A 25593-nucleotide genomic window follows, 5' to 3' on the forward strand; every position below is an offset into this window, starting at 1 on the left:
CCGGGCGGGACAAATCGCAATATCTTTTGCCGGACCCAAAAATCTCTTATGAGCGGAGGGCGCGCTGCGGCGCGAACGGGAACTCCGACCTGCAAGGAAGACGTATGCGGCTCTTTATCCTTGGTCTCGGCTACAGTGCCCGGCACTTCGTCCGCCTGTTCGGTGGCCGCTTCTCGCATATCGCCGGCACGGTGCGCGATCCCGCGCAGCGGGGCGATCTCGCCGGCATCGAGGTACACGCCTTCTCCGGGAGCCGTCCGGCACGCGAGACAGTCGAACGCATGAGAGACGCGGATGTCCTTCTCATATCGATCCCGCCCGGCAGCGCCGGCGATCCCGCCGTCGCGACCTTCTCGGACGTGCTGGCGGCGGACCGCCACCGCAGGATCATCTATCTCTCCACGATCGGCGTGTATGGTGATCACGCCGGCGGCTGGGTCGACGAGAGCACGCCGCCGAAGGCGGACCTCGACCGCACGCGCATGCGGGTCGCGGCGGAACAGGCCTGGACCGACACGACCGGTGGCGCCGCCGCGATCCTGCGGCTTGCGGGTATCTATGGGCCCGGCCGTAACGCGCTGGTGACGCTGCGCGCTGGAACGGCCCGGCGCATCATCAAGCCGGGACAGGTGTTCAATCGCATCCACGTCGACGACATCGCGAGCGCGATCATGGCCGCGGTTCATTACCCGAGCGGCGGTACGTGGAACGTCTGCGACGACGAGCCGGCGCCGCCGCAGGACGTGATCGCTTACGCGGCGAAGCTGATGAATGTTGCGCCGCCACCGGAAGAGCCGTTCGAGACCGCCGAGATGTCGGCGATGGCCCGCAGCTTCTATGCCAGCAGCGCCCGTGTTTCCAACGCGAAATTGAAGCGCGAGCTCGGCGTCACACTTGCGTATCCGACCTACCGTCAGGCCCTGGATGCGTTGTGGCAAGCGGGGGAAGGAGGATCATGATCAAGCGTCAGCTCAACACGCCATACTTCTTGAACCAGGCCTGGGCCTGCTTCCAGGCATCTTCTGCGGCGTCCTTGCGGTAGCTGCCGCGGTAGTCGGCATGAAAGCCGTGCGGCGCTTCCGGATAGATCTTGAACTCGGCCGTCTTCTTGTGCTGCTCGAGCGCGGCTTTCATCTGCTCGACCTGAGTGACGGGAATGCCGGTATCGGCGCCGCCATAGAGGCCGAGCACCGGTGCCTTCATCTCGGGCGCGAGCTGCATCGGGCTCTTCGGCCACAGCGGATTGGCGGGATCGACCACGGTGCCGTAGAACGCAACACCAGCCTTGAGGCTGCCGCTGTGGGCGGCATATTCCCAGACGGTGCGCCCGCCGCGGCAGAAGCCGATGATGCCGAGCTTGCCGGTGTCGCCGCCTTGCGATCCCGCCCACGCCACCGTCGCATCGAGATCGGACAGCAGCTCCGCGTCCGGCTTGGCATTGACGATTGGCAGCAGGTCCTTGATTTCGGTGACCTTGGTCAAATCGACGCCCTTCCGAAAATAATAGTCCGGCGCGATCGCGAACGCGCCGCGCTTGGCGAGGCGCCGTGTCACGTCCTTGATGTATTCGTGCAGCCCGAAAATCTCCATCGCCACGATGATCACCGGCGCCTTGGTGTTGCCGGCGGGGCGGGCGAAATACGCAGGCATCTCCTCGGAGCCGACCTTGATCTTGACGTCCCCGGTCTGGAGGCCGCTGGTGTCGGTCGTGATCGCCTCGGCGCGCACGGGCCCGGCCGCAAGCGTGTAGCCGGCCGCGACCGCCGCGGTCGCGCTCATGAATCCGCGGCGCGAGACCGGGGCAACCTTGGTCAGCCCGACGACGTCGGATGTCATGGTGGTCTCGATCTTCATCGGTTCGTCCTTCCTGATGCGTGCCCCTGATCCTTCAGGCGACGCATTCGCCATAGTTGCCGGCGAAAGGCAAATCACCAGCCTGCGAGTGCGCCGCCTTCAGCCTTGTTTTCAGATCTTGTTCTGACGTTGTTTCACCGGCGCAGTCTCGGGCATGAGGCTCATCGCGATAAGTCCAACGATCGCTGCAAGCAGGAGGTACCAGGCCGGCGCCAGCGGATTGCCGGTGACGTGGAGGAGCCAGGTGACCACGAGCTGCGCCGTGCCGCCGAAGCTGGCGATCGCGACCGCATAGACGGTCGCGAATACACCGCCGCGGATGTTCTGGGGCAGTGCCTCGGTGAAGGTCGCGTAGAACGCAGTGAACGGCAGCGAGCCGATGACGGACAGGACACCGAAACCGACCAGGAGCGACAACGCGCCGGGCGCATGGACAATCCACAGGAAGGTCGGGTAGGTCAGCAGCAGCGTGGCGAGCTGCGGCCAGATCATCACCGGCTTGCGACCGAGACGATCTGCCAGCCAGCCCCCGACCAGCGCACCGACAAACTGGATGCCGTTGCTGACCAGCGACACGGTGAAAGCCAGTGTCGACGACACATGCAGCGTGTTCTGCGCATAGGTCGTCATGTATTGGGTGACGTAGGTCGAGATCGTACCGCTCGCCAGGATCATCAGCGCGAGTCCAATGATGCCAAGGTGCCGTCTCGCCTGCGAGAGATGACCTGTGTGCTCGACAGTGCGGGCACCGGCTTCGGCCTGCGGGATCGTCTCGGGCAGCGTCCGGCGCATCCAGAACCCGAACGGCAGGCACACCGCTCCGATCAGAAACGCCACCCGCCAGCCATAGGCGTCGAGCATCTCCGGCGCCATCGTCCTGCTCAGGATGACGCCGACAAGCGCGCCCGCGGTCGCGGCGATCTCCTGGCTCGCCGGTTGCCAGGCCACCACCAGCGCGCGATGCTGAGGCGGGGCGATCTCGATCAGATAGGCGGTGGTCGGTCCAACCTCCCCGCCCAGAGCAAAGCCTTGCGCCATACGCGCTGCGATCACGATGACGGGCGCTGCAAGGCCGATCGATTGATAGGCCGGCGTGAGCGCGATGGTCAGGATCGATAGCCCCATGAGTGCGAAGCTCAGCAGCATGGCAGGCCGCCGGCCGATCCGGTCGGAATAGATCCCGAGCACGATTCCGCCGATCGGCCGCGTCACGAAGCCGGCGCCGAAGGTCGCCAGCGACAGCATCAGGCTGCCGTACTCGCTTCCCGTCGGGAAGAAGGTATGGCCGATCTGGATCGCGAAGAAGCTGTAGGTAATGAAGTCGTAGAATTCGAGCATGTTGCCGACTGTGGCGGCCAATGCTGCGCGCTTGACGCTGAACGGCTTCACTTGCTCGATGACGGACGACACTCTGGCATTCCCGGGCTCTATCCTATTTCGATTTAACCGCCTGGCCGCATTGCGACGCAACATTCATTAACCGAAAACGGTGGTTCCCCCGTCCTCTTTTCCGCTCCCCGAGTTGCGGCCGATCCGCCTGCTCGCGCAATTCGAAGCGCCCCGCGCAACAAATGGGCTTTGCGGTGGTCTCAACGACACATCATGTTGCACGCACATCCCGCGCCATCGGAATTGGCGCGTACACCGCGGTCATTTGACGGAAATTTTCAGAAGAGTTGAACCGCGCGATTTACTCGAACTTTCTTCGTTACGCTCTAGTTCCACGACCGGAAGGTTCCACCTCTTTCGGGATCCTCATTATCAGCTGCCCGGATTGCGCTACCAAAGCTCAATTGAATTAAGATTTACCGACCTGGAATTGAAATGAACTTGGCTCGCGAATCGATTGAACTGCTGGAACAGGTCGCCCGGATCCTGTGGTTCGAAGGCGCCAAGCACGGCTTGCGCGACCGCGAGTGGATGGCGCTGCGGTTCCTTTCCCGCGCCAACCGGTTTTCCCGGACGCCGTCGGCGCTCGCGAGTTACGTCGGCACTACCCGCGGCACCGCCTCGTTCATCATCGGCGAGCTGGAGCGGCTCGGCTATCTCGAGCGAAAGCGCTCGGCCCAGGACAAGCGTTCGGTGATGCTGAGCGTGACACAACAGGGCAAGAAGTTCCTGGTGCGCGACCCCGTCAACGTCCTCGTCGAGGCCATCACCGTGCTGGAGGACGAGGCGAAAGTCAGCTTCCGCGACGCGCTCCGCCACGTGCTGGATCAGTCGGACGCAGCCGAACAGCGGCACCATACCGACGTCTGCAAGCGATGCATCTTCCTCCGCGAAGATCGCACCACCACGGACAGCAGGACGACGGCCGAGTTCAGCTGCCGGCTGTTTCGGGCGCCGATCGCGGAGGCAGAGGTCGATCTGCTGTGCACCAGCTTCGAGCATCACCGTAAATAGAAGCTGCCCTCGATCAGGGCGTCGCCTTGCGTGACGAATAGATGACGCCCCCGCTGGACTCGACCACCAGGCGTCCGTTCTCGCTTTTGATCTCCTCGATACGGCCAAGGCCGGGCACCTGCTGTCCCAACACCGCCTCGACGACGCCGTTCGGGCCCTGCAGGATCGCAATCCCCTCATAAGCCTGGCGGACCGACCAGCCCTTGACCGTCTTGCGCGGCGCCGACATGCGCTCGGACGGTGCTACCGATCCCGTGATCTCGGGCGTCGCGGCCGAGGCCATCATTGGCATTGGCTGTGAGGCTACGGGCGCCGGAGCCTGGGCCTGCACTTGAGCCTGCACCTGGGCAAGCTTGTCGAGCTTCACCGTAGAGGACGAGCTCACCCGTTCGATGCGATCCAGATTCTCGCCAAAACGGCCAAAACGGTCATTGGTCGCCTTGCTCGATTGATCGACCGCGGTGCGCAGGCCGTCGAGATTGTCGGACACGCCGGATACCTGCCTGCGCAGTTGCGCCACCGTCTCGCGCAGATTCCTGATCTCAGTATTGGCTGCGACGTTGCTCTGGGCGGGCTGCGTGGTGAGATAGGCGATCACGCCGGTGCAGGCGCAGACGACCAGGATTGCAGCGACTGCCAATGTCGCGAGCGGCACGACCCATGTCGGACGCGGCGGCGGCGGCTTGGCCACGATCACGGCCGGCTTGATCACGGTGGGCGCAGGCTTGGGGATTGCCATCTTGTCGAGGCGCGCCTTGGCGCGAATACGCTTCAGGCCCTCGAGCGCCTCTTTCGCCAGAGTCTCATCGCTCGCTGCTGCCGACGCAGGCTTGGTGTTCGCAGCAGGCTTGGTATTTGCAGAAGGCTTGGTATTTGCAAAAGGCTTGGTATTCGAAGCAGGCTTGGCCGTCGGTGCCGCATTGTCTCTGGCATCGCGCGTCTCCGCAGCAGGTTTCGCCGCTGCGGAAACATCGGCGGTCGCGTTGGGACGAGCTTGTCCATCGGACAACATGCGAGAATGCTCCGTTCGGTTCGATCTTTCGAACGGTGACATTATTTGCCGAAGCTTGCCTGAAACGTGCGCATCGAAAACTTTTCATCCCGCGCGATACGACGTCACATGAGTCAAACGCGTCACGCACGTGGCGAGAGTGCGACTCGAAAGACACACCCTCGCCAAGATTTCGCCAAGCTGGAGTCGCCTCGCCATACATGAGTCGAATTGTCGCATGTGGAAAGACGATGGCGAGAGTCAATCCCGGGTTGAAAACCCATCAATGTGCCTGAAGCGAAGCACCACGCGAAATGGCTGTAATCATACGGGGATGCGGAACTTTAGAACCGCCACGGTGCAAAACTAGTTCGAATTCTAAATCAACTGATACGATTGAATATACAAAGAAACAACTCGAAACGAATCAAGAGTATCAAGCACCTATAGCAAACGCTTAGTTGCGCACGCTTGATCGGAAATCGGCAATTGTTACGGTCCTACTCAAGTGATTCTCGCCAGTTGGCGAGGAGATCGACACAGTACAGTGGCGTTCGGACGCAATGAGCAACTTGGCGCAACTGTTCTAGGTCGCTTTCTCAATCCGCTCCGCGAGGTGATCCGCAAGACACCCGCCGAGCCTCACGCAGTAAGCGTTCAGTATCGAGTCGAAGTAGCAGGCCTGCGAGACGCAGGCACTGAATGCGTAGGGCTGCCCGCGAATATCGAAACCATAATAACGGTTCGCGGGATGGAATATCGTCAAACAGCACAGTTGCCGAGCCGGGCATCACAACAAACAACCGGCCGAAACAAGTGCGAAACAGGGGCGAAAAACTGATGTATATTATCGTTGATGATCGCGAGAGCGTCACGAACAGCTATGTCGGAGGGCTCGTTCGCGAAGGTGTATCGTCGATCGGCTTCTCCTCCGGAGAATTCTGGGACTGGCTGCAATCTGCGAGTGAATCGGATCTGGCCGCGGTGGACGCCTTCCTCCTCGGGGATTGCGACACCCGCGGAAGCCTGCCGCGGGCAATGCGCAAGCGCTCCTCGGCACCGATTATCGCCATGAGCGGCCAGAAGATGCTCAAGAACACGCTGGAGCTCTTCGAATCGGGCGTCGATGACGTCGTCCACGTGCCGATTCACCTCCGCGAGATCCTCGCCCGAACGGCCGCGATTGCGCGTCGCCGGGTCGGGGAACTGCCGAGGCCCTGCGAGACCAGGATCCAGGTCTTCTTCAACGGACGTGACCCCGAGATCGCTGGCCACGCCCTCACCCTGCCCCGCCGCGAACTGCGCATTCTCGAATATATGGTCAGCAACCACGGCAAGTGGGTCACCAAGACGCAGATCTTCAACGCGGTCTACGGCATCTTCGAAGCGACATTCGACGAGAGCGTGATCGAGAGCCACGTCAGCAAACTGCGCAAGAAGCTCCGCGACCGCCTCGGCTTCGATGCAATCGTGGCCCGGCGTTACGTCGGATACCGCCTCGACATCCCGGCCGGCGAGACCATCGACGTGCCGATGCAGGAGCTCGACGAAGTCGGCATCCTGCTGAACAGGGCGCATACCGCCCCAGTGGCGTATCCGGCCGGAAACTGATCGGCAGAGCGCTGCCACTAAACCGACAACGGCCTCTGCGAACCACCTTCGCAGAGGCCGTTGTATTTTCAGCGACGTCGACGGCGAACAGAGGCGCGGCAGTACCGGCGCTGCGGCTCGCGTCTAAGTGCGATTCTAGAGGCTCGCTTCTGATTCACTCAGAACCGGTAATACCCTAGGGCTTCTGCTGGAATTCTTCCTTCGACACGTAATTGAAGTCCTCGACAAGGACGTCCTGGACGACTTCGGCCTGCATTCGTTCGTTGACACGCTGCTTGATGGCCGTCGTGAGGATGGAGAGGTCGTAACGGGCGAGTTTTCTGAAATCGAGGCGGTCGTCGGCATAGATCCTGCGGAAGGCTTCATCGACGACGAACGGCTCGGGCGGAACGCTGAGCTGGTGCATGGTCCGCGCCTCCACCGTATAGACGAAGCGGGCGACGATGTAGCCCTGCACGTTGCCACTCTCGACCATCGGCACGCTCAGCGCCCGCGTCTTCTGGTACTGCAGCCCGTCAAGGTATTCGTCCTTTGCCGGCAGCAGGCTGCCATTTTCCTTCCAATAGGCCACGGCATAGCTCGTTCCCGCGGTGAGGATGCATACCCAGAGCCCGGCCAGCACGAGTCTGATCATTTTCCATCCTGTGCGGCGCGACCGGTATAGGTGCCATCCGACTCGGCATCCTTGATGGCCTTGACGATGATGGTCGCGACCTCGCGCACGGCATCGTAATGCATTTCCAAGATGGAACGGTTGCGCTCGAGCTTCTCGCGCAGCCGCTGAACCTCCTCGGTGATTTCGACCTCGCCGCCCAGGTGCATTCGCGCCCGCATCAGGCGGACGAATTCCAGCATGCTACGGCTCTTCCGGGCGCTGAACTCGTCGAAGTCGACCTTCTTGCCCGTCGCGAGCGCGGCCGTCTCCTCTTCCACGATGTTTTCGAGCCGGCGGATCGCAGCCAGGAGGCCGCGTACCTCGTCCGATCTCGCCGCGTCCCCGCCGTCGTTCGCCACCTCGCCGCCGACATTCGGCAACAGCACGGGCAACAGGGCATCCCTCGACGCGGCGGCCGTCGTCATCGCCCCGGTGTCCACGGCCGGCTGTTCCATCACCATGGCCGCCGCGCCTTCTTGTGCCTGCATATGAAATTCACCCTTCAACTTCTGTGATCCATTCCCGGAACGTCATCCGGCCTTGCCCATAGTGTCCGGCCCCGCCGGATGCGCGGCAGCGAGCTGCTTGGCAATGCCGATGCCCTTGCCCTTTGCCAGCTGAGCACCAAGTTGCTCCGCCAGCATCGACTTCCAGACGCCGCCGGCCGTGCCTTTTCCAAAGACCTCCTCCGACTCCTTGGGCAGCATCGTCTCGACGAAGGTCTGGAGGATGAAGGCTTCGAACTTGCGGTACACCTCGCCGGATGCCGGCGCCTTGATCACCTGCACCGGCGCGCCGTTCACCGCACCCGACTGCGGTTCCGAAGCCTTCGCCGCGGATTGTTCGGCGGCGGCCGCAGCCTTGGCCTTGCCGACCTCCGCGTCCATCGTGGCGGCGAAATCCGTATCCGATGATTTCAACGCGTCGAGCTTCGCGGTGGCCGCGCGCTGTGTCGCGGGATCGGCGGCGTCGAGGACGTCGAGGACGAGGTCGGGTGTCGCTGTCACGATCATGTCTTGGTCCGGTTGGCTGGCCGTGGCGTCCACTCGCGCACGGTGAGGCTTGTTCCCGTCATCTCCTCGAGCGATCGCTTCTCGGCGTCGCGAAGCTTGTCCGCGAGCGCCGCCTTCGCGACCTGCTCGAACTGCTCCACACGGCGGCTCTCCGCGCGAACCTGGTCGAGCTGCTGCGAGGCCTGGGCCTGAATGGTGCGAGCGCCGACGCTGGTTCTGGTCAGACGCCGCGCGATCGATTCGCTCGATGATCCCGCCGGCGGCTTCCCCTCGTTGAGAGTCCCGACCAACCATTCCTGCTCGTCCTGCAAGCTGCGCTCCTGCTGCCGCAGCTGCGCGAGCTGCCACTCGGACAGCCGAAGCTGGAGCTTCAAGAGCGAGACCATGCGGCCGAGCTTGTCCGCGCGCGACGTCATGACCGATCACTCCGCCAGCCACGAGGAGACGCCGAGCATGAATTGCGTCAGGAGCTCGTCGCTGGTGAGGTAGAGCAGCAGGAAGCCGCCGAACAGCACGAAGGGCACGGAGATGAAATAGACCGGAATCGCCGGCGTCAGCTTGTTGATCAGGCCGACCGCCAGGTTGACGACGACCGAATAGACGATGAAAGGGCTGGCGATCCGCAGCGTCAGCACGAATGCCTCCGACAGCCGGCCGACGAGCTGGTCGAGCGGCATGCTGCCGCCGAGCCGGTCGCCCGGATGCCAGACGTCGTAGGAGTTCATCAGCCCGCGCAGGACCTGCCAGTGCTGGTCGGTCATGAAGAACAGCGTGGTGACGGACGTCATGATCAACGGCACCAGGGCCGGCGCCGGATCGGTGTCGCCGACCGGCGTCCCCGGGATGTTGCTCAGCCCGATCGCACTCGCCATTACAGTGGCCATGGTCTGGAGTGCGAGAAAGAACACGCGACCGCCGAGGCCGATGACGCTGCCGACCACGAGCTCGGAACAGATCAGCAGCACGAGGGTCAGCGGCGCCGCGTTCTCCGTGAGAGGTTTCAGGACAGCAATCAGGATCGGCGTCAGCGCGAATGTCGTGACGAGCGCGACGAACAAGCGGACCTGGGCCGGAACGTTGACGCTGGAATAGCCGGGCACCAGCATCAGGCAGGCACCGATGCGGCAGAACACGATGAACGTCACCAGCACGCTGTCGGTGAGGCCGCTGATCACGATATGGCTCCGAGGGCCCTGATCTCGGTGCTGCGCGCGACTTCGACATGCGACAGGATCGGCAGTGTCGGGAAGACCCGCTCCAGGATCATCCGGACGTAGGGACGCGCTTCCGGGGTCACCGCCAGCACCACGCTGGTGCCGTTCTCGGTGAACTTGCGGATCGCGGCGCTGGCTTCGGTCGCAAACTGCTCAATCAGGCGCGGATCGGCGTCGAATTCGACGACGTCGCCCTTAGCGTCGCGCTTCAGGCTCTGGTGGAACGCGAGATCCCAACGGTTGCCGAGACGGACGACGTTGAGCACGCCGTTGTCGGAGAGATCGCCGCAAATCTGCTGGGCAAGACGTGTACGCACATGTTCTGCCACCTGCTCGGAGCGGCGAACATGGGGCGCGATCTCGGCGATGGCTTCGAGGATCAGATGCAGGTTGCGGATCGACACGCGCTCGGCCAGCAGGATCTTCAGGATCGCCAGCAGCCCCGAATACGATATCTGCGACGGGCAGAGATCCTCGACCAGGCGCTTGTATTCGGGATCGAGCCTGTCGAGCAGGCCGCGCATGTCCTTGTAGGACAGGAGCTGGGCGAGGTTGGCCCTGATCACTTCGCTCAGATGCGTGAGCAGCACCGACAGATTGTCGACCGGCTTGCAGCCCTGACGCTTGACCTCGTCGGTGAACGCGTCCGTCACCCACAGCGCCTTCATGCCGAAAGCCGGCTCGATCACCTCTTCGCCGGGCACGTCGGGCTTGCCGTCCTTGTCGACCAGCACCAGCACTTCGCCGAGCCGGAGCTCGCCCTGGGCGACACGGGTGTCGTGGATCCGGATCTGGTATCCCTTGGGATCGATCGACAGATTGTCGGTGAGCTTGATCTCGGGAACCACGAAGCCGTACTGCTTGGCGAACTTCTTGCGGATCTTGGCCACGCGGTGCGCCAGTTCGTTGCGCGAGCCCAGCAGATGGACCGAGAGGTGCCCGCCGAGCGCTAGCTCGATCTCCGCGGTCTTGAGCGATTCCTTGACGGATTCCTTGGCATCGACCTGGGCACGTTCGTCGGCCTTGCGCGCATCTTCCTTCTGCTTCAGGGCTGCCTGCCGCCTCGGCAGCGAATACCCGACGAAGGCCATGACGCCGCCGAGCAGCAGGAAGGGCGCCGTCGGCAGCCCCGGCATCAGGGCGAGCACGAACATCATCAGCGCGGCGGCCGACACCGCGCGCGGATAGCCGCCGAGCTGCCGCAACACCGCCTGCTCAGCCGACCCCCGGGTGCCGCCCTTCGAGACGAGCAAGCCCGCCGACAGCGACACGATCAGCGCCGGCATCTGCGTTACCAGACCGTCGCCCACGGAGAGCTTGGTGTAGACGTCGGCGGCGCGTGCCAGCGTCAATCCGTGATGCGTCACGCCGATGATGATACCGCCGAAAATGTTGATCGCGGTGATGATCAGGCCGGCGACAGCGTCGCCACGAACGAATTTCGAGGCGCCGTCCATGGCGCCGAAGAACGCGCTCTCCTCTTCCAGCTCGCGCCGCCGGCGCTGGGCTTCCTTGTCGTCGATCAGGCCCGCGGACAGATCCGCGTCGATCGCCATCTGCTTGCCGGGGATGGCATCCAGAGTGAAACGGGCGCCGACTTCGGCGATACGCGTTGCGCCCTTGGTGATCACGACGAAATTCACCGTGACCAGAATCGCGAAGATGATCAGGCCGATGACGAAGTCACCGCCCATGACGAACTTCGAGAAGCCGGCGACGACATGGCCCGCGGCGTTTTCCCCCTCCCCGCCGCGCGACAGGATCAGGCGGGTCGTTGCGACGTTGAGCGCAAGCCGCAGGATCGTCGCGATCAGGAGCACGGTCGGAAAGGCCGAGAAATCGAGCGGGCGCTGGATCCAGAGCGCGACCATCAGGATCAACGCCGAGAGCGCGATCGAGAATGCGAGGCCGAGATCGATCAGGATCGGCGGTATGGGCAGGAACAGGATCGTGAGCATGGCCACGATGCCGCCGGCGAAAAAGGCGTCGGCGCCCAATCGTCGCGGGGTCGGCAGGCTAGCAGCTAACGTATCGGACATGGGTCACCGGCAGAGGATCCGGCCCGTAATCTGCCGTGCAAAGCTTACGCGGGGGTGGTGGCAGGGGGGCAGAGGCGGCCGGGACCGCCCGGATCAGAAGCCGCGCTCGATGTGCGAATAGACCATCTCGGTGAAGGTGGAGAGATGGGCTCCGATGAAGGAGCCAGAGACGGCGACGACCACGAGAATGACGATGATCTTCGGAACGAAGGTCAGCGTCACCTCCTGGATCTGGGTCAGCGCCTGGATCAGCGCGATGATGGTGCCGACCAGCATCGCGGCACCGACGGCAGGCCCGGAGGCGACGATGATGGTCCAGATCGCCGCCTGGACGATGTCGAGAGCATCCCGTTCGTTCATGACTGGCTGATCGTGAGACCGGGGCCGATCGCGACCTTCGTGCCGTTCTCGAGTGTTGCGATGGAGCCGTCGCTGTTGATGGAAACCGAAGCGACCTTGCCGCTGAAGCTCGCTCCGGTCGAGTCCGTGAAGCTGACGGTCTTTCCAATCAGCCCATTGGCCTGCGACAGCGATTGCGAAGACAGCAGAGCGTCGAGCTTGTTATTGGTCTGCATTGCCTGCTCGACCGACGAGAGCTGCGCAAACTGGCTCATATATTGCGAGGTATCCATCGGATTGGTCGGATCCTGATTCTTCATCTCCGCGATGAGGAGCTGAAGAAATGTGTTGTAATCGACGCCGGTGCTCGAGGTCGTCGTCGTCGTGCTGGTCGACTTGCTGGTGCTATCGGTCGCGCTGGTGACGTTCATGTCGCTCTCCGCTGTCAGGCAGCCTCGAATGGGGAATCGATCTTGGCGCCGGCCAGGATGGCCTGCTCCACCGGAAACAATGCCCGGATCCGCTTGAGCGCCTCGAAATAACGGGTCGCCCCGACCAGGTCGTCGACCGCGCCAAGCCCAACCAGCATCTCCTGGCTCTCGCACACCGCGAGCAGAGCTGCGTGATGCTGCCCATAGAGAGCCGAAGCATCCCGGACATCGGTCGGATTCATCAGCATGAGCTGGACGATGAAATAGAGCTGCCGTAGCGCCGTGGTGGCGTCCGAGGCCTGCATGATCTGCCCTTCGAGCAGGAACATCACGTCATTGACGAGCTCGACGGAGACCTTGCGGTCCACGCGCAGCACCGCGCCGTTGATGTAGACCCGTTCGCCCGCACGCAAGGATATCTTCATCAAAGTGCGTCTCGGATCAGGCGATTGATTTCGATGAGCTGGATCACGTCATTCGACTTTTCTTCGCGAAGGCGGTCGGCTTCCTTGACCACCCACAGCCCGATCGAGATGATGTCGGCGCGCAGCTTCTCCGGAAGCCCGTTTTCCGGGTGCGCGAGATCCTCGATGAAGATCGTCCACAGCCGCCGCACATAGAGCAGGCTCTCGACCAGATCCTCGAGGCTGAAGCGGTCCTCCTGGATCCGCTCGAGCCGGTCGATGCCGAGGCTGAGCGCCTGCCGCTCACGGCCCCGCGCTTCATAGCCGCTCTCGTCGACGACCGCTTCATAAGCTTCAAACGTCATCAGGACAACTCTGCGCAGGAGACCGAACAACAAGACAAGGGTTACGCGCCTTACGAAGGAGCTGGACTTAGAGATAGTTGATGAGGCTGATCTTCTGGAGCTGCGAGGTGAGCGCAAGTGCCGTCTGGATCTGCGTCTGCAAGGTGTTGACCCTGACCGATGCTTCCGTCGGATCGACCTTCTCTATACCGACGATCTGATTGTTCAGAATATCCTGCTGCGTCTTGAGCTTGTCGGTTGCGGAGGTGATCCGCTGCTGGACCGTGCCGATGTCGCCGCCGAGGGTAGCAAGGTCAGTGATGGCGTTTCCGACAAGGCCGATGGCCTTGTCTACGACGACCTGGAACGTCGCTTGGTCCAGGTTCGCGTTCCCGAGATCTGCCATCATGGTGTAGGCCTCGGCGAGCTTGCGGAAGCCTGTCTGATTGGCGCTGACGGAGGTATCGGCGATCTCGGTCGTGGAGATCCGGCTTTGCATGACCTGGTCGGTAGCCGATGACCAATTGGTGTTCCAGGCCGGGCTCGCGAACTCCGCATCGAAGGTGGTGTCGAGGAAGGTCTGCATCTGGGCCGGGGTGATGGTGTTCACGCTGGGCGATGATTGCGAGAAGCCGAAGGTCGCAAGAAAGTCGGCGTCGACCTGGTTCTTGCTGGCTGAGCCCGCGGTGTAGGCCGTGATCGGCGTGTTCTGCGTGTTGATGCCCGAGAAGAGAGACGAGCCGTTATAGGAGACGTTCAGCGCGCCAATCAGATCCTGGAGGTTTGAGGACGCAGGCGGCAGGATGATCCGCCCGCCGCCGTCGGTGCTGCGCGCCGCGATCAGGTCCTTGAGGAAGTCCGTTGCGGTCGAACCAAGCTGGGTGATGCGGCTCTGCGTGATGTCCAGGCGTCCCGAGACCAGCCCGTTGGTATCGACGAGCTGATCGGCGAAGCTCAAATCCGCCCGCAGGGTGACGTCGCCTCCCGTCGTGGCACCAAGCTCGAGGCCGACATCGGCGAAACGGCCAGTGGTGGCTTCCTTCGAGGCCTTGGCCAGCGCGGCCTGATTGTTGGTAATCGAGGACCTCAAGGACGAAGACAGCATCAAGGTCGAGATGTAGTTTGCGCTCATCATGACTTAATTTCCCACGGCGGCCAGCAGGCTCTGCAACATTTCGTCGACGGTCGAGATGATCTTCGACGAGGCCGAATAGGTGCGTTCGACCTGAAGCATCAACGACATCTCGTCGTCCATGTTGACGCCGCTGACGTTCGACAGCGCCGCCGTGCTGCGGTCGAGCAGCGTTTTTTGATAGGTAACGTTGGAGTCGGCGGTCTTGCGCTGGTTTTCGATCCAGCTCGTCGACGACGACGCGAAGTCGATCAAGCTGCCGTTCGGCTTGCCTTGCGTGGTCGCATCGAACGGTTGCGACGCATCCATGGCGCCGATGAGCTGCTGCAGCCGGGCCGAATAACCGCCGTTGCCGGCGGCATTGTATTGGTATGCGACGTTGCCGCTGATCGCGCCATCGCGCAGCAGATTAGGATTGCCGCCTTGGGCGGGATCGACCGATGCGGCGACGGAAATCGTACCAGCGAGGCCCACCAGGACGGTGGCGCTCGCCGGCATCGCCGGTGCGCCGGGATAGGTGAAGAGACCGGGGACGTCGGGCAGTGTCGGAACAGGCGACTGGTCACTTTCCTTGAAGGCATCGACCAGGCCGCGCGCGATTTCGTCGAGCTGGCTCTGGTAAGTAACCGTATCATTGTCGCGCAGCTGCGCCAGGCCAGCAAGCTTGCCGGACTTGAGCGACATCGCTGAATTGGCGCCGGTCACCGGAACGCCGTCGATATAGACGGCATTGCCGGTGGTGCCGGCCGTATAGGCGTTCGTCGGCGCAAAGCTCACCGTTCGCGCCGTCTTGTCGAACAGCACGACGCCGCTATCCGTATAGAGCGCCGCATCGCCGTTGGGACGGAGCGACATCGACACCCCGACCTCCTGCGACAGCTGCGAGACGATGCTGTCGCGCTGGTCGAGGTAGTCGGTGATGTCGTCGCCGGAGATCGTCCCCTTCACGATCGCGGTGTTCACGGTCTGGAATTGGGAGAGCAGCCGATTGATGTTTTGAACCGACGTATTCATGTCGGCATCCGCGCCCTCACGGACCGACTGCACGGTCTGGGTCGCCTGATTGAGCGCGGTCGCCATGTCCTTGGCGGACGTCACCGCCGCCTGCGCCAGCGTGGTGTTGTCCGGCGCGTTGGCATATTGCTGGAGCGCCTTCTTCAGCGCGTTGAGTTGCGCCGTCGGCGACTGGTCGAGTTCCGGATCGTCCACCGTGGCGGATGCGATCTTCTGGAGACCGTCAAGGATCGCGCTCTGCTTGGCCGACGTCGAGGTTGCGGTCAGCACGTTGGTGTAAAGACCCGAGCTGGCGGCGCGCTGGATCGCCGCCACGTAGACGCCGGTTCCCGGGAGATTGTCCAGGACGGCAATCTTGCGCGAATAGCCGGTGGAGCTGGCACCGGCGATGTTGCGCGAGATGACCGACGACTGGATGCCCGACGCCATCAACGAGGAGCGGGCGGATTCGAGAGCGGCGGTAAGGTTCATGATCTGCTCTTGCCGGGGACGGGCGCTGAAGAAATCAGCGCTTCAGGTTAACGACCACGTCCAGCAGATCGGCGCCGGTCTGGAACGATTTCGAGTTCGCGGTGAAGCCGCGCTGCGCCTCAATCATCGAGGTCAACTCGTCCGCGAGATCGACGTTGGAATCTTCCAGAGCACCCGACTGGATGGTGCCGAGCCCGCTCTTGCCAGACACATCGACCTGCACGTTTCCAGAATCCAGGTTCGGCGAGTAGACGTTGCCGACTTCGGGCGTCAGACGGTCGGGGCTCGGAACGGTGGCGAGCGCGATCTGGAAGCTCGGCAGCGTGGTGCCGTTCTTCAGGACGGCTGTGACCACACCCTTGTCGTCGATGTTGACCTTCTCGACAGCGGAGGGCGCATTGCCGTCGACGGTCGCCTTGAAGTCGAAACTGGAGGCGACCTGGGTCATGGCCGAAAGGTCGATGTTGAAGGCGGCCGAACCACCGGGGATCGCCACCGTAAGCGATGTCGCGCTCGGCGGCGGGCCGACCAGATCGAGCTTGCCTTTTCCGGTAGAGCTTACGTCGAACTTGAACGTCGTGGCAGCGCCGTGCACTGTAAGCACGTTGCCCGCGGGATCGTAGACCTCGACGTCCCACGTATTCGCGCCGGTCTTGGCCGCATAGACGTCGAGCGTCACGGCGTTGCCGATGTTGTCGTAGGTCACCATCGACGTCTTCGACGTGTAGTTACCCGGGCCCGCCGCAGCGGCCGGTGCAGCAACGATTGCCGCACTCGGATCCAGGTTGGCGGCCACGGTGGCCTTGGTCGAGGGTGACGCCTGCAGCGCCATCTGATTGACGTTGATGACCTGCAGGTTGCCGAAACCGTTGGCGGAAGTGTTGGGCACGGCGCCGTTCTGGATGTTGTAGCCCATCAGCTGGAAGCCGGCGGCGTTGACGAGGTTGCCCGTGTTGTCTGGCACGAACGCACCGGCGCGCGTCAGGAAGTTGTTGCCGTTCGGATCCTGCACGACGAAGAAGCCGTTGCCCTGGACCGCGAGATCCGTCGCCGAGGTCGTAAACTGGTAATTGCCGGCATCGCTGATCGCGTAGCGCACCGTGGTCTCGACCGCGCCGGAATCGTAATTGCCCGAGCCGCTCTTCAGGATCAGCGACGAAAACTCGGTCGAAGCCCGCTTGTAGCCGGTGGTGTTGACGTTCGCGATGTTGTCCGAAACCGTCGACAGCTTGTTGGACTGTGCGCTCATCCCGGAAACGCCGGTGCGCATAACACCATACAGGCTCATGAATTGGGCTCCTTTGGTAGGTTGCAGTTACAATGGAGGCTGTTGCTTGCGCGGGGCTGATGATTGGGAGCGATACACAACTTGATGTCGGCTCCTTAGGTCGTCTTGGGCTGACAGAACGAGCGCGCCTTGTCGGTCCACGCGCCGAAGCCGCTGGAGACGAGATGCGCAACGATGTGGCAGACGTAGCGCTTCTGTGCCGGCTGGTTGTTGGGGCCTGCATTGTAGCGGGCGACTGCCATGGTCCAACTGCCCTCGCGCTGCTTCAGCTCCTTCAGGAAGCGCGCGGCGTAGTCGACATTCCCTGCGGGATCGAACATCGCCCGGACCGAGACGAACTTGTCGCCGTGATAGTAATGATTGATCTGCATGCAGCCGAGGTCGATCAGCTTGATCCCCTTGGCTCGCATGGCCTCGAAGTTGGCGATCGCGTCGTTCATGTCCTTGGCGAACACGGTCTGTCCTTCGGCGCCGAGCGCGTAAGGATGAAGTGCGCCGCGCCGCCCCGTCTCGGTCAGGCCGACCGCGTAGAGAATGCCGAGCGGAATTCCGTGCTGCCGGGACGCACGCGCCATCTCGCGCTCGCACGGGCGCGAATTGTCGGTCGCAGCGGTCGCGACGCCGGCGTTACAGATAAACAGGGCCGCGACGAAGCTGCGGCGCCACGTCCTGGTCATGACGCGTCTCCTCGTTGGACCGGCGCTCCTGTCGGGCCTGCTTCGCGCCGCCGTCCGCTTGTCCCGACGAATTGCTCGTACCGTCGAATGTGCCTTGCGACTGCGGCGATGGCTGTTGCTGGCCCGAGAGCTGCGGCTGCGACTGGCCGGAGCCGCTCTGGAATCCATCCAGCGAGCCGTGCTGGACGGGCGCGACGTCGGCGACGTAGCCCGCCGACTGCATCAGATCGCGGATCGAATCGCGCTGCTGATCCAGCATCTGGCTCGTGTCCTTGCGCTCGGCGGCGAGGTGGACGGACACCTCGTTGCCGACGAGACGAAGGCGCACGGTGACATTGCCGAGCGCGGGCGGCTCGAGATTGATGGTCAGGATCTTGAGCGGCTGATCCGGCGCATTGACTTGGGACGCTGCAAGATCCGGGGCCGCGGACGCCGCCGGTGCCGGAGATTCCTTCAGCTCGACGACGACGGCGTTGGCAACTTGTTGCGGCGCATTGAATTGCGCCGGCGGCAGATGGGTTTCTTGCTGGACCACGGTGACCTTAGTCGTCTCGGGCAATGGGTCCCGCGCCGAAGCCTTGGCGGCACGCTCGACATTGGCCGCAACGGTCTCAAAGCCGGGCGCCGTTGCTTTCGGCGATGGCTCACTGCCGTCCGTCGATGTCGCCCGGGCGCTGGTCGCCGCGTGCGAATCCGCGGCCTGCGAATGCGCGCCGGTCGGAGCCACGAGAGAGGGGGGCTCGGCTGTCGTCGCCTTCGCCGTGCCAATGGCCTGAACGTCGCGCTTCGTCGTGGAAGACCGCTCGTCGCGCCCGGACGCATCCTTCTTGTCGCCGGCCGGGGCTTGCATCTGCGGCATCACGACCGGCGGCCCGGCGACGATCTCCTGCCCGATGATCCCGGCGATGCTCGATCGGCTCTGGACGTCGGCCTGCTCGGTATGATCGAGGGGTCCATGTTTCCCGGACGACTTGTCGGTCTTTTTGTCGGAAGGTTTTTCGGTGGTCTCTTCGCTGGATCTGGGCTCTTCGACCGCCGCGATACGTTGGTGCACCGTCTCGTCGCTCGCGTTGTCCTTCCCGCTCTGATGCGCTGGGCGCGTCCGCAGCGTTCCGGCTTTCACGGCCGTGTCGCTGCCCTCGTCGTTGAGCGCGCGCTTCGCAAGATTCGAGACGGTATGCAGCAGATCGTTGAAGGACGAGTCCGCCTGCGCTTTCGTCCCGGCGCTCTTGCCGGAGCGCGATGTGCCCCGCATGTTGAGGCTTTCGGCGAGACTCGAAAAGACCTGTCCGGAGGTTCCACTGAGCTTCGTCATGGGCGGCGATCCCTGGTGAGAAGTTCGAGCTCGCCGAGCTGCCTCTGCGCGCGCGCAAGCGTTGCAGTCGACGACGCCAGATCGAGACGCGCCGGCGTGACCGGAGGCTTGTCGGCTGCGGCGGCGGATCCGCCGGCGAACGGCTTGCGAACGTCGAGTGCGAGCTGCACCGTTGCATTCAGAAAGGGAATGTCGCGCTCGGGCAGCTTCGACCGGTCGAGCGCCTTCAACTCGGCGAGACCGCCGTCATATTCGTCGGCGAGCGCCCGCGCCACGCCGCGGAACAAATGCGCCCGCTCGCGCTCCGCCGAGGCGTCGGCGCTGAGAGTCAGGGCACGCTCGCCGGCAAGCCGGGTCACGGCCAGCCCTCCCCGCACCATCGCGGTCCGCGCAATCACGAGATAGAGCTTGAGGCGGCTCGCGCGGTCGATCTGCTCCAGCAGGGTGGTGATCCGCGCAAACCGGCGCTCGTCGAGCGCGAGGGTCGACTGCGTCAGGCCCGTGGAAAAACGCTGCCAGAAGTCCCCGGCATAGACCGAGTTGTGGTAGTGCCTGATATAAGCCAGCGCCAGGAACTCGAACTTGTCGAAATCCTCGGCTTGCCCGACCAACAGGATCTCGCGCCGCAGCGCTGCCTCCTCCACCAATGTGCCCGGCAAGAGCAGGCGCGCGTCATCCAGGCGCTCGATTGCAAGCGATGCCTCGGCGCGTGCGAACAGCGCGCCCTGGACCAGCGCGACCTGCCCGCCCAGGCCCGACGGAATCGTCCGCGGCTTGACGTCCTTGAGCAGCTCGCGCGCTTCGTCCTGACGACCCTCGACATAGGCAAGCGCGCCATCGAACAGCCGTCCATCGACGTTCAGCTTGTCGCGCGGCAGCTTGCGGATGATTTGCGGCGCGCCGCCGCTGAGCAGGTAGATGACAGCGGCCTGGCCGTTCTGCGGGTTGCTCCACACGCCCGGATCGGCGGCAAGAAATTTTTCGCCGATCTGCCGGATCAATGCGCCGTGGCTACCGTGTGCTGCGGTATCGCCATTGGCGATGCCGTCTTGCACGGCCTGCAACGCCCGAACGAGCTCATATGGCTCGACCGACGCCGGTGCCGGTTCGGCGAATGCACCTGCCGCCGTGAACGGCAGCAGCATCAGCAGCGCGGCGCGGAGAAGAGGCCTGGTCAAGGACGCTTCTCCCGGACCATGATCTCGATCCGACGATTCTGCGCGGCCGCGGGATCGTTTTGAAGTTTCGGCCGCCGGTCGGCGTAACCCTCGACATGCTCGATCCGCTGCCCATCGACGCCGGAGCGGACCAGCATGTAATAGGCCATCTGCGCACGGGCCGTCGACAGCCGCCAGTTGTCGTAGGTCTCCGAACGGTACGGCCGGTTGTCGGTGTGGCCGCGGACGATGATCAGGCCGGGACGCTTTGTCAGCAGCGGGCCGATCTTGTCGATCACACGGATGAGCTCGGGCCGCGGCTCAGCCGAGCCGACCGCGAACATGCCGAAATTCGCATCGTCGGTCAGGCTGATCAGCAGGCCTTCCTCGACCTGACGCACCTCGGCCACCGGTCCCGCGCCGGCCTTGACGTCCGACAGCGCATCCGCGATCGCCGATTGAAGCTGCTTGACCGCTAGTTGCTGGGCCTGAGCCGCGTCGCGCGGCTCGGATTCCTTCGTCGTGTCGTTGGGACGCGGCTGGGTGGCGGCATTGGCTTGATTACCAGCCTGGGCGCCCGGCTGCGCGCTCCCTTCGCGTGAGGCCTGCGACGCCGCGGACCCCGGCGGCAGCAGAGGCGACAGGCTTGCGGACGACGCATCGGCGTTCGGAGCGACACTTCCGCCGGCATCGTCCTGCCTGGGTCGGCGTGCCTGCGGCTCGACCTGGCCCGTGCCGGACGCAGTGTCACGCGCGAGTGAATTCGGCTTAGGCTCGAGCTCTGGCTTGGGCTTGGGCTCGGCCTCGATGATGCGATCGGCATCTTTGGCTGCCTGCGGCGCAAGCTTCCAATAGCCTGGATCGAACGGGTCGCGGTAAGCGTCGCCTCCCTTGAGGCCATCCTCCTCGGCGGACGTCAGAGCGCCGGCGCGCCGCTGCCCCGAGGCCTGGTTCGCGCTGCTGGCGATCTCGGCAAGCGTCGTATAGGGATCACGGAACAGGACCTTCTCCTCGTAGAAGGGCGGCTTCTCGGCCGTGGGAGAGTCACCGCGACGTTCCTCGCTCGGTCCTCCCGGCTGGCGCCTGCCGTCCTGGCCGTCGAACGACGACGGCTCTTTCTTGGAGAGATCCTTGAGACCCTTCGGGGCAGGTGCGTTTTCCGCGAGCTTGATCGGATTGAAATAGCTCGCGACCACCTGCTTCTGATCCTGGTTGAGCGCATTGATCAGCCACATCACCAGGAAGAACGCCATCATCGCGGTCATGAAGTCCGCATAGGCGATCTTCCAGACGCCGCCGTGCGGCTTCTCGTCGTCGAAGGCGCTGCGCCGGCGGATGATGACGAGTTCTGACTTGACCTCATTCATGACGGACTACCGGCGCGCCTCTTTCAGGCGCTCGCTCCAGGCCGAGATCTGCGTCTCTATCACCGTCTGGTCGGCCACGACGCGAACCTCAAAAGTATCGGCGGCCTCATACTCGAAACCCGTTCGCCGCGCCGTCCCGAGCTGCGTCTTCACCAGGTCGAGCAGTTCGCTCGGGCCGGTGACCTTGAATACCGGCACCGGCGAATTGCCGGTCAGCGCCGCAATCTGCTCGACCAGCGACCCGATCGCCTTGTCGCGGACCGCATCGGCGAGGAACGGCAGCAATATCCGCGCAACGGAGCTCGCGATGTTGGTCTCGATTTCGCGGCAAGCCGTCTCGAAGCCGCTGACGACCGCCACCGCCTGCTGGTCGGACCACTTGGCCCGCTCTTCGCCGAGCCGGATCGCACTGCGAACTCTTTCTTCGGCGATCCTGGACTCGCCCTCCGCGACGCCGGCCGCATGGCCGCGCCGAAAGGCGTCGTCCAGCAGATTGACCGCCGGGGGTTCCGCCTTCGGCGCCGGAGGCGGCGACTGAAGCTGCGGCTGCGACTGCGGTTGCGAATGGGTCTGAGGCTGCGGCTGAGGCTCGCGCCGGGCTTCCTTGGGCCTCGTCAGCACATCCTGGATTTTGGGCGGCGGTGGAGGCGGAGGCGATTTGACCCGCCCGTTCGCGTCGAACTGCGTCAGGAGCTTTCCGATTGCCGCGTTCATGCCGCCTCCTCGCGTCGCATCCAGTCTTTAAGGATTGCTGCCGCCTGCATCTGATCGAGACGGACGATCTGCTCCAAGCGCTTCTGCGGCGTTCGCTGCATCTTGCCTTCGAGGTCTTCGACCAGGTTGAGCTCGGCCTCCTCGCTGTCCGCCAATGCAAGGGCGCCGGCGGCCGACTCGAGCTGGGCAGCTTCCGCCGCCTCGGTCTGCTCCTGCGCCGCGCGGTGGGTCAGAATGCCGTTGACCGCAGGACGAAGTCCGAACCACACCAGCATCGAAGCTACGGCCAGGATCGTGACTGCGTTGATGACGCTGCCGAGCTGCTTGTTGATCATCTCGACGAAGCTGATTGGCGGCACCGGTGCCAGTTCGCGCGAGCCTTCGATGAAATCGACGGCCGTCACCTGGATCTGGTCGCCGCGCGCCTTGTCCAGCCCGCCGGCCGTGGCCGCGAGTTGGCTGATCTCGGCGAGCTTGCTGTCGAGGATGGCCTGGTTGCTCTTGTCGCCCAGGTCGGCAATGAGCCGCCCGCGGTTCACCAGCACGGCAATGAACAGCTTCTTCACCGAATAGCCGTCGCTCACTGTCGTCGTGGTCTTGGACGAGACCTCGAAATTGGTGACGTCCTCGCGGCGGGTCTTGTCCTCGCTGGAGTTCTTGGTGCCGCCGGCGTTCACCTGCTGGTCGGGAAGATTCTGCTGCACCGTGGTCGGCTGCGAACGGTCTGCGTTCTGTGACTTCTCGTTCTCGCGGACGTTCCGGACCGAGCGCTCGGCGCGGTTTTCGGGATCGTAGACGGTTTCGTTGATCTGCCGCTTGTCGGTGGAGAGCTGCGATGCAACGCTCACTTCGAAATTGTCGAGGCCCAGATACGGCGTCAGCGCCTTGCGGATGTTCTCCTGAACCATTCCGCCGACCGTCTTCTGCAGGCTCGCCATTTTAGTCGGAGCGGCAGTGGCCTCGTCCTCTTCGGCAAGCAGCATCGAACCGTCGGCGTCCAGCACCGTGACCTTGTCGCGGCTCATGCCCGGAATGGCCGCCGCGACGAGATGACGGATCGACTGCGCCGTGCGTGCTTCGATCGCGCCGTCGGTGCGCAGCACGACCGATGCCGAAGGCGGCTGCTGCGTCGCGCGGAACGACCCGCGCACCGGCATCACGATATGCACCCGCGCCGCCTTCACGCCCTTCATCAACTGCACCGTGCGCGCGATCTCGCCTTCCAGCGCCCGGAGCTTGGTGACCTCCTGCATGAACGAGGTCAAACCGAGCGAGCCAATCTTGTCGAACAGCTCGTAGCCGGAATTGGCGCTGGTCGGCAGCCCCTTCTCGGCGAGCAGCATCCGCGCCTGCATGGTCTGGCTCGGACGCACCGAGACTGCGTCGCCGGCAGTGTTGACGTCGAAGGTGATGTTTTGCTCGCGCAGCGCTGCACCCATGCGCGTCACGTCTTCGCGGGAAAGGCCGGTATAGAGCGTTTCGAATTCAGGCCGGCTCAGATAATAGGCGCCGCCCACGACGGTGACGAGAACGGCGAAACCGATCAATCCCAAGGCCATCAGGCGTCGCGGCCCAAGCTCGAGCAGATTGTTGAGCAGTTGCTGTACCTGCGCACGACTGAGCAGCATGTGACCTCGTACCAATGCGAACGTAGAGGACACTCTGCTGCCAACCTTGTCTGAAGGTTGTGCGAGACCACGAATGTGTCGGTTCGCCGGCGAGGCGTTGCAATTTTACAAGAGACTGAGTGACGCAATCGCGCGCATCGGCAACAGGCGGACGGCCGGTTGCGGTGCGATCGGCGACGGCATGTTGCCTGGGATGTGGCGTCAGGAGATCGATGGGGGCACGTCGTGTGCCGTCAGATCCGCCGTTCATAGCGGAGACCGTGCCCCCTGGGGAGCACGGTCGTTTTCGAAGCCGCGACTTAGCGGAACAGCGACAGGATGCTCTGGCTGTTCTGGTTGGCGATCGAGAGCGCCTGAACGCCGAGCTGCTGCTGGGTCTGGAGCGCCTGAAGGCGGGTCGATTCCGCGTTCATGTCGGCGTCGACGAGCTGGCCGACACCGCGGTCCACGGAGTCCATCAGGGTCTTGACGAACTCAGTGTTGGTCGCGAGGCGGTTCTTGACGGCACCGAGATTGGCGGCGGCCGAGGCCACCGAGTTGATGCCAGTGGTGACCTGCGCGATGTAACCATCGAGCGTGGTCTGGTCAACTGCCGAGTCGGTCAGCGCGGAGATGCTCATCGTGTCGATCGACGGAGAGGTCGAACCGGCCGTGTCCAGAATGCCGCCCTGCGCCGAGGTGTAGAGCGAGTAGTTGGCGGTGGTCACGGTGATGGAGCCGATGGTGGGCGTACCGCCGACACGCGAGTACGACGACACCAGGTTGAAGGTCGTCGGCGTGGTGGCGGTCGTGCTCAGCCAGTTGATGCCGTTGAAGGTCGCAGAGTTGGCCTTGAGCTTCATGTCCTGCTGGATCTGGGTGATGTCAGCCTGGATCTTGGTGCGGTCGATACCGGCGGTCTTGGCTTCGACCAGCAGCGCCTGGAGCTTGGTCAGGCCGGAGTCCTTGTCGCCGATGACCGAGGTCAGCGCGGTATATTCGGTGTCGACGGTCGCAGCCGACAGACCGAGCGAGTCGGAGACCGCGGAGAGCGCGGCGTTGTCGGAGCGCATCGACGTCGCGATCGACCAATAGGCAGCGTTGTCCGAGGCCGTGGAGACGCGCATGCCGGTCGATATCCGGTTCTGCGTCGTCGCGAGCTGCGAGCTGACGTTGCGAAGGGTCTGCAGCGCGGTCATTGCAGACGAGTTGGTGAGGAGGCTAGAACCCATTTTGATGTCCCTTTGGAGATTGAATTAAATTTGGGGACATACCGGACTTGCACCGGTACGGCAGGGCGGCGTCATGCCTTTGGGCTGCGCAAAAGCGTCAAGGCCCAACCTGTCGTAACGGCGACGATAGCCCGTGAAGCTTGTGCGAGGCTTGTGGCTCTGTGTCTTTGCCGCAACAAGGCGGCCGAAATTGCGGCGCGCGACGTCACGCCAAAACAAGAGGGGCGCCCGGGGCAAAAAACCCCGCGCCCCTGCCCGGGGGGTGCGGGGGGTTGGGCACCCCCGCCCCGAGGTGGTGCGGGGGGTTTTTTGGATAGAGAG

At 63.5% G+C, this 25593-nt stretch carries 26 protein-coding genes; 3 read left to right on the forward strand and 23 right to left on the reverse strand.

What is annotated here, in order from left to right; genetic code table 11:
* The first annotated feature begins 104 nt into the window (after positions 1-104).
* On the forward strand, positions 105-959 hold the full coding sequence (locus AC0L3C_RS17705) for an SDR family oxidoreductase (RefSeq protein WP_473408586.1): 855 nt from the start codon (positions 105-107) through the stop codon (positions 957-959).
* 7 nt (positions 960-966) lie between these two features.
* On the opposite strand, the gene AC0L3C_RS17710 is transcribed toward AC0L3C_RS17705, so the two are convergent.
* Together AC0L3C_RS17710 and AC0L3C_RS17715 are read right to left on the reverse strand one after the other, a co-directional pair.
* The gene (locus AC0L3C_RS17710) at positions 967-1854 is read right to left on the reverse strand and encodes a dienelactone hydrolase family protein (RefSeq protein WP_473263648.1); all 888 of its coding nucleotides are present in this window, start codon (positions 1852-1854) and stop codon (positions 967-969) included.
* A 111-nt stretch (positions 1855-1965) separates the two neighbouring features.
* Entirely contained in the window at positions 1966-3192 is a 1227-nt protein-coding gene (locus AC0L3C_RS17715; RefSeq protein WP_473283295.1) for an MFS transporter, read from the reverse strand.
* Positions 3193-3678: 486 nt separating this feature from the next.
* Between AC0L3C_RS17715 and AC0L3C_RS17720 the strand changes: the two genes are divergently transcribed.
* Positions 3679-4257 (forward strand): MarR family winged helix-turn-helix transcriptional regulator, encoded by a 579-nt coding sequence (locus AC0L3C_RS17720; protein WP_473263649.1) that lies wholly within the window; start codon positions 3679-3681, stop codon positions 4255-4257.
* Between the two features lie 13 nt (positions 4258-4270).
* Here AC0L3C_RS17720 and AC0L3C_RS17725 read toward each other — a convergent pair whose 3' ends face one another.
* A complete protein-coding gene (locus AC0L3C_RS17725; protein ID WP_473408587.1) occupies positions 4271-5269 on the reverse strand; it encodes a hypothetical protein in 999 nt (332 codons plus the stop codon).
* An 819-nt stretch (positions 5270-6088) separates the two neighbouring features.
* On the opposite strand from AC0L3C_RS17725, the gene AC0L3C_RS17730 reads away from it, so the two are divergent.
* A complete protein-coding gene (locus AC0L3C_RS17730; RefSeq protein WP_007595845.1) occupies positions 6089-6859 on the forward strand; it encodes a response regulator transcription factor in 771 nt (256 codons plus the stop codon).
* A 175-nt stretch (positions 6860-7034) separates the two neighbouring features.
* Here AC0L3C_RS17730 and AC0L3C_RS17735 read toward each other — a convergent pair whose 3' ends face one another.
* The 20 genes from AC0L3C_RS17735 to AC0L3C_RS17830 form a co-directional block, all read right to left on the reverse strand.
* Positions 7035-7493 (reverse strand): hypothetical protein, encoded by a 459-nt coding sequence (locus AC0L3C_RS17735; protein ID WP_473263651.1) that lies wholly within the window; start codon positions 7491-7493, stop codon positions 7035-7037.
* Positions 7490-8002 carry a flagellar biosynthesis protein FlgN gene (locus AC0L3C_RS17740; protein WP_473408600.1) on the reverse strand — a complete coding sequence of 171 codons (513 nt, stop codon included), beginning with the start codon at positions 8000-8002 and terminating at the stop codon, positions 7490-7492. The genes AC0L3C_RS17735 and AC0L3C_RS17740 overlap by 4 nt, the downstream gene beginning before the upstream one ends.
* A gap of 42 nt (positions 8003-8044) precedes the next feature.
* Positions 8045-8527 carry a rod-binding protein gene (locus tag AC0L3C_RS17745; protein ID WP_473263652.1) on the reverse strand — a complete coding sequence of 161 codons (483 nt, stop codon included), beginning with the start codon at positions 8525-8527 and terminating at the stop codon, positions 8045-8047.
* Entirely contained in the window at positions 8524-8943 is a 420-nt protein-coding gene (locus AC0L3C_RS17750) for a hypothetical protein (protein WP_473408588.1), read from the reverse strand. Before AC0L3C_RS17750 ends, AC0L3C_RS17745 begins: the two co-directional genes overlap by 4 nt.
* A 6-nt stretch (positions 8944-8949) precedes the next feature.
* On the reverse strand, positions 8950-9702 hold the full coding sequence (gene fliR, locus AC0L3C_RS17755; RefSeq protein ID WP_456768230.1) for a flagellar biosynthesis protein FliR: 753 nt from the start codon (positions 9700-9702) through the stop codon (positions 8950-8952).
* Positions 9699-11780 (reverse strand): flagellar biosynthesis protein FlhA, encoded by a 2082-nt coding sequence (gene flhA / locus AC0L3C_RS17760; RefSeq protein ID WP_007595850.1) that lies wholly within the window; start codon positions 11778-11780, stop codon positions 9699-9701. Before flhA ends, fliR begins: the two co-directional genes overlap by 4 nt.
* A 93-nt stretch (positions 11781-11873) precedes the next feature.
* Entirely contained in the window at positions 11874-12140 is a 267-nt protein-coding gene (gene fliQ / locus AC0L3C_RS17765; RefSeq protein WP_018453982.1) for a flagellar biosynthesis protein FliQ, read from the reverse strand.
* Positions 12137-12550 carry a flagellar hook assembly protein FlgD gene (gene flgD / locus AC0L3C_RS17770; RefSeq protein WP_063995069.1) on the reverse strand — a complete coding sequence of 138 codons (414 nt, stop codon included), beginning with the start codon at positions 12548-12550 and terminating at the stop codon, positions 12137-12139. The genes fliQ and flgD overlap by 4 nt, the downstream gene beginning before the upstream one ends.
* A 14-nt stretch (positions 12551-12564) precedes the next feature.
* Complete coding sequence (gene flbT / locus AC0L3C_RS17775) at positions 12565-12975, reverse strand: flagellar biosynthesis repressor FlbT (protein WP_007613934.1); 411 nt, start codon at positions 12973-12975, stop codon at positions 12565-12567.
* Positions 12975-13319, reverse strand: a complete 345-nt coding sequence (gene flaF, locus AC0L3C_RS17780; RefSeq protein WP_473263654.1) for a flagellar biosynthesis regulator FlaF — start codon at positions 13317-13319, stop codon at positions 12975-12977. Before flaF ends, flbT begins: the two co-directional genes overlap by 1 nt.
* A 67-nt stretch (positions 13320-13386) precedes the next feature.
* Positions 13387-14433: a flagellar hook-associated family protein gene (locus tag AC0L3C_RS17785; protein WP_473263655.1), complete on the reverse strand. Its 1047-nt coding sequence runs from the start codon at positions 14431-14433 to the stop codon at positions 13387-13389.
* 3 nt (positions 14434-14436) lie between these two features.
* On the reverse strand, positions 14437-15915 hold the full coding sequence (gene flgK / locus AC0L3C_RS17790; RefSeq protein WP_473408589.1) for a flagellar hook-associated protein FlgK: 1479 nt from the start codon (positions 15913-15915) through the stop codon (positions 14437-14439).
* Positions 15916-15949: 34 nt separating this feature from the next.
* Positions 15950-17203 (reverse strand): flagellar hook protein FlgE, encoded by a 1254-nt coding sequence (locus tag AC0L3C_RS17795; protein ID WP_473263657.1) that lies wholly within the window; start codon positions 17201-17203, stop codon positions 15950-15952.
* A 95-nt stretch (positions 17204-17298) separates the two neighbouring features.
* Positions 17299-17880, reverse strand: a complete 582-nt coding sequence (locus AC0L3C_RS17800; RefSeq protein ID WP_473408590.1) for a transglycosylase SLT domain-containing protein — start codon at positions 17878-17880, stop codon at positions 17299-17301.
* Positions 17831-19195, reverse strand: coding sequence for a flagellar hook-length control protein FliK (gene fliK / locus AC0L3C_RS17805; RefSeq protein WP_473408591.1), 1365 nt, complete (start codon positions 19193-19195; stop codon positions 17831-17833). Before fliK ends, AC0L3C_RS17800 begins: the two co-directional genes overlap by 50 nt.
* A complete protein-coding gene (locus AC0L3C_RS17810; RefSeq protein WP_473408592.1) occupies positions 19192-20373 on the reverse strand; it encodes a chemotaxis protein in 1182 nt (393 codons plus the stop codon). The genes fliK and AC0L3C_RS17810 overlap by 4 nt, the downstream gene beginning before the upstream one ends.
* The gene (locus tag AC0L3C_RS17815; protein WP_473283251.1) at positions 20370-21719 is read right to left on the reverse strand and encodes a MotB family protein; all 1350 of its coding nucleotides are present in this window, start codon (positions 21717-21719) and stop codon (positions 20370-20372) included. The genes AC0L3C_RS17810 and AC0L3C_RS17815 overlap by 4 nt, the downstream gene beginning before the upstream one ends.
* 6 nt (positions 21720-21725) lie before the next feature.
* Complete coding sequence (locus AC0L3C_RS17820) at positions 21726-22433, reverse strand: hypothetical protein (protein WP_473263664.1); 708 nt, start codon at positions 22431-22433, stop codon at positions 21726-21728.
* Entirely contained in the window at positions 22430-24061 is a 1632-nt protein-coding gene (gene fliF, locus AC0L3C_RS17825; RefSeq protein WP_473408593.1) for a flagellar basal-body MS-ring/collar protein FliF, read from the reverse strand. Before fliF ends, AC0L3C_RS17820 begins: the two co-directional genes overlap by 4 nt.
* Before the next feature lie 299 nt (positions 24062-24360).
* Positions 24361-25272: a flagellin N-terminal helical domain-containing protein gene (locus AC0L3C_RS17830; RefSeq protein WP_473263666.1), complete on the reverse strand. Its 912-nt coding sequence runs from the start codon at positions 25270-25272 to the stop codon at positions 24361-24363.
* Between the last annotated feature and the right edge of the window lie 321 nt (positions 25273-25593).

Source organism: Bradyrhizobium sp. WSM4872 (genome assembly GCF_055811715.1).